Source organism: Nonomuraea antimicrobica, from assembly GCF_039536965.1.
In the GTDB taxonomy this organism is placed as follows: domain Bacteria; phylum Actinomycetota; class Actinomycetes; order Streptosporangiales; family Streptosporangiaceae; genus Nonomuraea; species Nonomuraea antimicrobica.
Genome location: NZ_BAAAZP010000182.1, coordinates 1 through 4,994 on the forward strand (window position 1 = coordinate 1; position 4,994 = coordinate 4,994).

Genomic DNA, 4,994 nt, shown 5'->3' on the forward strand with positions numbered 1-4,994 from the left:
GCACGGGCCGCCCGCGCCTGCGCGGCGGCCAGGTGCCCGCGGTCCACCGCGCCGTCCACCGCGCCGTCCACTGGGCCGTCCACCGCGCCGTCCGCGCCTTCGGGGGCGTCCGCGCTCGCGGGGTCGTCGCGCCTGGTCAGGGGCAGCTCGACGGGGGCCGCACCGTCCACCACCCACTCGCACACGACCGAGGTCACCTGCGCCGACGCGCGCACCCGCAACTCCACGCTCTCGCCGTCCAGCGGCCTGGCGGGAACGCGCTGGTCCTCGGTCTCCGCGTAGGGGTGCCCCGAGCCGTGGGGCCGGTGCCGGATCATGCCCCCACCCCCAGCTCGCCGGCGAGGACCAGGTACATGCCGTGCGACCACAGCAGCGGCGTGGCCACCGTGCCCCACCGGTCGAGCCACTCCCGCCGCCGCTCCGGGAACAGCAGCAGGTCGGACACCTGCTCGGGCAGGTCACCCGCCGGGGTCGCCTGCGCCGCCATCCAGTCCAGGTACCGCTGCGCCTCGGCCCGCCGCCCGGCGCGGGCGTGGTTCCAGCCGAGGAACCCGGCCAGCAGCGGCCAGCGCCCGCCGCCGTAGAAGGTGTCGGCGAGGTAGCGGTACACGCCGCCGTCGCGGGCGAGCTGCCGCTCGACCTCGGCGACGGTCGCCGCGCCCACCGGGTGCCCGGCCGGATACAGCCCGAACGGCTCCACACAGGCCAGCAGGCTCGCGTCCACCGCGTCGCTGCCGAGCCACTTGCGCAGGTGACCGCCCGCGGCGACGCCCTCCCGTTCCACGAGCCCGGCGACCCCCTCGACGGCCTCGGCCGCCGCCGCCGACTCGGCCGCGCCGAGCACGCCGAGCGCGATGGCCGCCCGCAGGCCCGCGTGGATGGAGCCGAGCGTGGCCACGTGCCGGTGCTCGACGTGCTCCTCCCACCAGTCGTAGCAGGGCACCTGCCAGAACGCGGTCAGGTAGCGGGCCGCCGTCCTGACGCCCTGTTCGACGCCGGGCACCGCCGTGCCGTGCCGTACGACGTGCTCGCGCAGCGCCCACAGCCACGTGCCGTACCCGTCGAGCTGGAACTCCCACCAGTCGTCGTCGCCCCGCGCGCCCTCCAGCGTGAACCGGGTCGGCAGCATCTCGCCCGCCGGGACGCTCTCGCCGCTCGCCGCCCGGGAAACCAGCGCGTCCACCTGGCCCGCGCGGTCGCCGATCACCCGCGCGCACCAGGCGTGGAAGGCGTCCGCGCCGGCCACGTCGCCGTGCCTGCTCACCCCCTCGGCGATGAACGCGCCGTCGCGCAGCCAGGAGTAGCCGCGGTAGGCGGAGAAGGTGGGCGAGGCCGGATAGGCCCCGGAAGGCGCTTGCAACGTCTTGATCACGTCGAGGCTGTGCGCGACGAGGGACAACGAAATCTCCTGAGTGCGTGGAACCTGAGTGCGTAGGAAAAGGGGGAAACGACTAGCCGAGCAGCGAGTCGACTTCGGCGGCGGCGGCGTCCAGCGCCTCCTTGACCGACTTGCGCCCGGCCGCGGCCTCGCTCAGCTCCGTGGTCACCGCGTCCTGCATCTCCTGCTGGCGCTTGATCACCGGAGGCAGCGCGATCGACTCGAGCGAGTCGAAGACCGCCTGCCGGTTGGCCGGCTCGGGGTCCTGCAGGTAGGCGGAGAGCAACTGCTGGTCGGAGATCGGCGGCAGCTCCCACGACGACCGGATGCGGGTGGTGGCCGCGGTGTTCGAGGCGGACAGGAACCGGGCCCAGGCCCAGGCCTCCTTGCCGTGCTTCGTCGTCGAGGAGGCGGCCACCGCGTTGTGGAAGACCGCGCTGGCCTTGGCCGAGTCACCCGGCTCGACGACCACGTCCCACTCGAACGGCACGTCCTTCAGGCCCGCGAACTGCCAGATGCCGTTGTGCCACATGGCGAGCTTGCCGGACTTGAAGAGGTTCGTGTCGTAGTCGGCGGTGCCGCCGATCTCGGCCTCGGTCGGCATCGTCTTGCCCACCTTCGACACCAGCCACGTGGCGGCCTTGACGCCCTGCGGGCCGTTGAACGCCGCCTTCTTGCCGTCGGCCGACAGGAACTCGCCGCCCGCCTGCTTGACCGTCTTGTAGAACTCGAAGAACTGCACCGGCTGGAAGTCGCCGTACACGCCCTTCTTCCTGTCGGTCAGCTTCTCGGCGGCGGCCTGCTCGTCGGCCCACGTCCAGGCGGCGGTGGGCGGGGCCACCCCGGCGGCCTTGAACAGGTCCTTGTTGTAGAAGAGCACGACGGTGGAGAACGAGGCGGGCAGCGCGTACTGCTTGCCGTCGCGCTTGAAGGCGTTGAGCGACTCCTGGGCGTACACGGAGTTGTCGCCGTCGCCCCCCACCGTGCCGAGGTCGAGCAGGGATCCGGCGCTGGCGTAGGTGACGAAGTTCTCGTAGTTGAGCTCGAACGTGTCGGGGGCGGTGCCGCCCGCGATGCTGGTCTGCAGCTTGGTGAAGTACTGGTCGAAGGGCGCGGTCTCGACGACGACGTCCACGTTCGGGTTCTCCCGCTCGAACGCCTTCTCGATCGTGTCGAGGTCCTTCACGTGGTCGGGCGCGGCGGAGAAGGTGAGGTAGCGCAGCGTCACCTTGCCGTCCGCGCCGCTCACGCTCCTGGTGGCCGACCCCTGAGCACAGGCGGAGGCGAGCAGCGCGGCCGCCGCGACGGCGGCGGTGATCTTGATGTGTCGTGACATGGGGGGATTCCTTTACTTGAGCCCGCTCTGCGCGACGCTGGCGATGACGTGCTTCTGTGCGAAGACGTAGAGGATGAGGATCGGGACGACGCTCACGACCGAGCCCGCCATCACGACGTCCCACTGGGTGGTGAACTGGCCGTGCAGCGTCGCCAGGCCCAGCGGCAGCGTCATGAACTCGGGCGACTTGATGATGATCAGCGGCCACAGGTAGCTGTTCCAGCTCGCCATGAAGCCGAAGATGGCGAACGTGGCCAGGGCCGGCCGGATCAGCGGCAGCACCACGTACAGGAAGATGCGGAAGTGCCCGGCCCCGTCGAGCACGGCGGCCTCGTCGAACTCCCTGGGCACCTGGTTGACGGCCTGCCGCAGCAGGAACACGCCGAACGCCGAGGCGATCGTCGGCGCCAGCAGCGCGAAGTACGTGTCCACCAGGTTGAACGCCCGCATCTCGATGAACAGCGGCACGACCAGCACCGGCAGCGGCATCATCAGCGTCGCGAGGTAGACCGAGAACAGCGCGCCCCGCCCGGGGAAGGGCAGCCGGGCGAACGCGTAGGCCGCCATCGCGCTGGTGACGAGCTGCAGCGCGGTGGAGGCGGCGCCGATCCAGGCGCTGTTGAGCACGATCCGCCAGAAGGGCAGCGTCTCCAGCAGCCGTCCGTACGCGTCGAGGCTCGCGCCCTCGGGCGTGAAGTCGGGCGGCACGGACAGCACGGCGTCGCTCGGCGTGATCGAGGTGATCACCGCCCAGGCGAACGGGAACAGCATGACCAGCGCGCCGACGCCCACCAGCAGGTAACGCACCAGCTTGCCCGGCAGCGTCTCACCCATAGGTCACCCACCGCCTCTGGCCCCGGATCTGCACGATCGTCACCAGCAGCACGACCGCGAACAGCAGCCACGACAGGGCCGAGGCCATGCCCGCCCGGCCGTAGCGGAAGGTGAGGTCGTAGATCTGCGACACCACCACCTGCGTCGCGCCGCCCGGCCCGCCGCCCGTCATGATCTGGACCTGGTCGAACACCTGGAAGCCGTTGATCAGCGAGATCACCACCACGAAGAACGTCGAGGGCGACAGCAGCGGCAGCGTGATGTGCCGGAACCTGCGCCAGGCCGTGGCGCCGTCCACCATGGCGGCCTCCTGGTACTCGCGCGGGATCGCCTGCAGCCCGGCCAGCAGGATGATCATCACGAAGCCCAGGTCCTTCCACGCCGAGGCGAGGATGACCGACGGCATCGCCCACGCGGGGTCGGTCCACCAGCCGGGGCCGCTCACGCCGACCAGGCCGAGCGCCCAGTTGACGATGCCGCTGGCCGGGTTGAGCAGCCACTTCCACATCAGCGCGACGACCACCCAGCTCGTGATCACCGGCAGGAAGTACACGCCGCGCAGCAGGCCGCGCGCGGGCATCGCCCGGTTGAGCAGCACCGCCAGGCCCAGGCCGCCGAGGTAGACGAGGGGCAGGTAACCGGCGATGAAGTACAGCGTGTGCAGGAACGCGGCCCTGGTGTCCGGGTCGCCGATCAGCTCGGCGTAGTTGCCCAGGCCCACCCACCGCATGTCGGTGATGAGGTCCCATTCGTGCAGGCTGGTCCAGAGCGAGGCGACCATCGGGATCAGCGTGTAGAGCGTCAGCGGGACCAGGCTGGGCAGCAGGAACACCGCGACCGTGCCCGCGTACCGCCATCCGCCGCGCCGCCTGGGCCGCGCGTGGGCGGGCGGCGCCTCGTTCGGCGCCTCGTTCGTTGCCTCGGGAAGCACCTGCCTGACGCTCATGACCCGCCTCCGGTCGGCCACCGGGTCGCGGCCGGGCGGGCGCTCATGAGGTCGTCCCGATCAGGCGGGCGCGGACCAGGCGGCCCTGCTCGCCCGCCGCGCCGGCGGCGTCGAACGGGGTGGCCAGGACGAGGGCCGCCGCGCCCTGGGCCCAGCTCGTGTCGTCCCAGCTCTCCACCTCGACGGAGATGTCACGCCGTCCCGGGTAGAGCTGCGCGCGCAGGGCGGGTTCGAAGCCCGTACGCCAGAGCGGCCAGTCGGCCGTGCCCTCGCCCAGCACCACCACGACCTCGGGGTCCACCACGTTGATCAGCCCCGCCGTGGCCCGGCCCAGGATCGTCCCCGCCTCGGTGAACACCTCGCGCGCGGCCACGTCGCCCGCCGCCGCGGCCCTCCCGAGCGCGGCCGTGGAACCCGGGTCGAGCGACCTGGCGCGGGCGGCGGCGAGCAGGCCCGCCGCGCCGACGTACGCCTCCAGGCACCCGCGGGCCCCGCACCGG

General features: G+C 72.0%; 6 protein-coding genes. All 6 read right to left on the reverse strand.

Annotated features, from left to right (window positions below; all coding sequences use genetic code 11):
• The coding region (locus ABD844_RS41765; protein WP_344891465.1) for a hypothetical protein at window positions 1-317 on the reverse strand (317 nt) is incomplete at its 3' end.
• Window positions 314-1,399 carry a glycoside hydrolase family 15 protein gene (locus ABD844_RS41770; RefSeq protein WP_344891468.1) on the reverse strand — a complete coding sequence of 362 codons (1,086 nt, stop codon included), beginning with the start codon at window positions 1,397-1,399 and terminating at the stop codon, window positions 314-316. The genes ABD844_RS41765 and ABD844_RS41770, both read right to left, overlap by 4 nt.
• Window positions 1,400-1,451: 52 nt before the next feature.
• Window positions 1,452-2,714: an ABC transporter substrate-binding protein gene (locus tag ABD844_RS41775; protein ID WP_344891471.1), complete on the reverse strand. Its 1,263-nt coding sequence runs from the start codon at window positions 2,712-2,714 to the stop codon at window positions 1,452-1,454.
• Window positions 2,715-2,726: 12 nt separating this feature from the next.
• Complete coding sequence (locus tag ABD844_RS41780) at window positions 2,727-3,548, reverse strand: carbohydrate ABC transporter permease (protein ID WP_344891474.1); 822 nt, start codon at window positions 3,546-3,548, stop codon at window positions 2,727-2,729.
• A complete protein-coding gene (locus ABD844_RS41785) occupies window positions 3,541-4,494 on the reverse strand; it encodes a carbohydrate ABC transporter permease (RefSeq protein WP_344891477.1) in 954 nt (317 codons plus the stop codon). The genes ABD844_RS41780 and ABD844_RS41785 overlap by 8 nt, the downstream gene beginning before the upstream one ends.
• Before the next feature lie 43 nt (window positions 4,495-4,537).
• Window positions 4,538-4,994, reverse strand: a 457-nt coding sequence (locus ABD844_RS41790; RefSeq protein WP_344891480.1) for an ROK family protein, incomplete at its 5' end; no start/stop codon positions are given.